A 2,653-nucleotide genomic window follows, 5' to 3' on the forward strand; every position below is an offset into this window, starting at 1 on the left:
CCTTTGACATAACTTTGCAACTGGGAGGCGCGGATGGTGCTGGTGTCGATCACGTGTGACTGTTCGCGCAGTTCAGCCAGCAACTCCCGCTCCAGCTCAATGATCTGAACTAAGGCCCTGCGTCCTTGCTGGAGGTCGTCGTGCGACAGGGGATGGCGGCGGCGCGTCTCGGAGAAACGCCGCACCAGGGTATCAATCGTGGCATCCAGAAAAAGGGATTTGACGGCCACGCCCTGACTGCGCAAACGGCTCAACTCTTGAGGCACTTGATGCAAGGACGTTGCGCTGCGGACATCCACTGCAATGGCTACGCGGTTGCCATGGTGTTTGTGTTCGAGCTCTACGAAGGCTGGCAGTAGCTCCGGCGGCAGGTTGTCTACGCAGTAGTAGCCAGCATCTTCCAGTGCGTGCAAGGCGACGGATTTTCCAGATCCCGACATGCCCGTGATGACAACAATTTCAAGGGCCATCAGCGTTTCCTAGCGGCGTTAGAGGAGGGAGCGGGTGGGGTAGGCGCCGCGACCAATGCCGGAGTCGCAGTGCCCAGCATTTCACGCGCGTGCGCCAGCGTGGTCTCGGTAGCGCGCTCCCCACCCAGCATGCGGGCGATTTCTGCCACACGCTCGTCTTGCTGCACAACCAGCACGGTGCTGGTTGTGCCTTGAGCGCTTTTGTTTTTTGCCACCTTGAGGTGGTGATGCGCACATGCTGCTACTTGGGGCAGGTGAGTTACTGCCAGCACTTGGCGGTCGCGTCCCAGCTGCTGCATCAAACGTCCCACGGTTTCGGCGACTGCGCCACCCACGCCGGAGTCCACCTCGTCAAAAATGAGTGTGGGGGCGGAGCCCAATTCACTGGTTGTGACTGCGATCGCCAGCGAAATGCGGGACAACTCCCCGCCGGAGGCGACTTTGCCGACCGCCTTGGGGGTCATGCCGGGGTGTCCTGCCACCAAAAACACGACATCATCGATCCCGTCGGGAGAGGGCTCCGACGCCTTCGTCACTGACACCTCGAATTTGCCGCCCTCCATCCCGAGACCTTGCATGGCCTGAGAGATGGACACGGAGAGCTTTGGTGCTGCTTTGGCGCGAGCCAGAGACAGTGCGCGCGCCGCCGCATGGTACGCCTTGGCGCTGGCGGATTCGTTGGCTTGCAGCTTTTCCAGATCGGTGGCGGCATCAAGCTGGCGCATGGATGCTTTCCAGTCCTTGAGCAGAGCGGGCAGTTCTGCAGGAGGGCGTTTGTACCTGCGAGCCAGTCTCATCCACAAGGACATGCGTTCGTCCAGTTCTGCCAAACGTTGGGGGTCAATGTCCGCATGGCGTAAATAGGTGTGCAGAGAATGCACCACGTCGGTCGTCTGCGCCAGACTCGACGCCAGGATATCGGCGAGATTGGCGAACTCTGGCTCAATGTGTTCTTGCGCCTGAAGCAGCGAATGTGCGTGGGTCAGTGCGGAAACGGCTCCCGCGTCGTCTTCTTGCAGAGCTTGAAGCGCTCCATGGGCCCCATCCAGCAACGCCTGCGCGTGCGATAGGCGCTTGTGTTGCGCGTCAAGATCCTCCCACTCCAGGTCACCTGGCGCGAGTTTGTCCACTTCGCTGATTTGCCACTGCAGGCGCTCGCGCTCTTGCTGAAGCGTTGCCTGAGCTGCGCGAGCCTGCTGCAATGCCTTGAGGTCAGCGCGCCATTGCGTCCAACGCGATGCTGTATCGCGGGTATTCACACCGGCAAAAGCGTCCAGCAAGCCGCGCACCGACTCTGGGCGAGTCAGGCTTTGCCATGCGTGTTGACCATGGATGTCGAGAAGCATCTCGCCCAAGGCACGTAACTGTGAAGCTGTCGCTGGAGTCCCATTGATCCAACCGCGGCTCTTGCCCTGTGTGTCGACGGTACGGCGCAGTAGCAGCCAGTCATCGGTTTCAAACCCGGCTTCCTCCAGCCATGGGCGGGCATGGGCAGGGCATTCGAATTCCGCGCAAATGTCGGTCTTGCTGCATCCTTCCCGTACTACCCCGGCATCCGCGCGTGCTCCCAGTGCCAGTTGCAATGCGTCAATCAAGATGGACTTGCCCGCCCCGGTTTCACCAGTCAACACGGTAAAGCCGCTGCGCAAGTCAAGTTCCAGCGTTTGAACGATCACAAAATCCCGCAGGGTTATCCGCCGCAGTGCCATGGTCATGAGCCCCCTTCGTTCCAGCGCAGCTTCTTGCGCAAAGTCGCGAAGTAGTTCCAGCCTTGAGGGTGTAGAAATCGCACGCGGTGCTCAGAGCGTTTGACGAGGATGCGGTCGCCATGCAGCAAGGACGCAAGGGACTGCATGTCAAAGTTCGCGCTGACATCGCGCCCGCTCACTACTTCGACAGCCACCTCAGTCGCATCGGAGAGCACGATAGGGCGGTTGGACAGCGTATGTGGCGCTATAGGAACCAGCACCCAGCCCGGGATGGATGGGTGAAGCATGGGGCCGCCCGCAGACAACGAATATGCGGTCGATCCGGTGGGGGAGGCAATGATGAGGCCGTCGGCCCTTTGATTGGCCACAAACTGCCCACCAACTTCGACACGCAATTCCACCATGCCCGACGTCGCACCACGGTTGACCACCACATCGTTCATGGCTAAGGCTTCAAACACCACACGTTCATCG

Annotated in this window: 2 protein-coding genes and 1 pseudogene; all 3 read right to left on the bottom strand. The window is 60.3% G+C overall.

Annotation, left to right across the window (positions count from 1 at the left end):
• A partial coding sequence (locus tag DBR23_RS03430; RefSeq protein WP_304466193.1) for an RNase adapter RapZ occupies window positions 1-470 on the bottom strand: 470 nt, incomplete at its 3' end.
• Window positions 470-2,179, bottom strand: a complete 1,710-nt coding sequence (gene recN, locus DBR23_RS03435) for a DNA repair protein RecN (RefSeq protein WP_108497327.1) — start codon at window positions 2,177-2,179, stop codon at window positions 470-472. The genes recN and DBR23_RS03430, both read right to left, overlap by 1 nt.
• A 2-nt stretch (window positions 2,180-2,181) precedes the next feature.
• A pseudogene (locus DBR23_RS03440) lies at window positions 2,182-2,653 on the bottom strand (NAD(+)/NADH kinase); the annotation flags it as partial.

The organism is Acidovorax sp. HMWF018 (assembly GCF_003061035.1).
GTDB classification, from domain to species: domain Bacteria; phylum Pseudomonadota; class Gammaproteobacteria; order Burkholderiales; family Burkholderiaceae_C; genus Acidovorax; species Acidovorax delafieldii.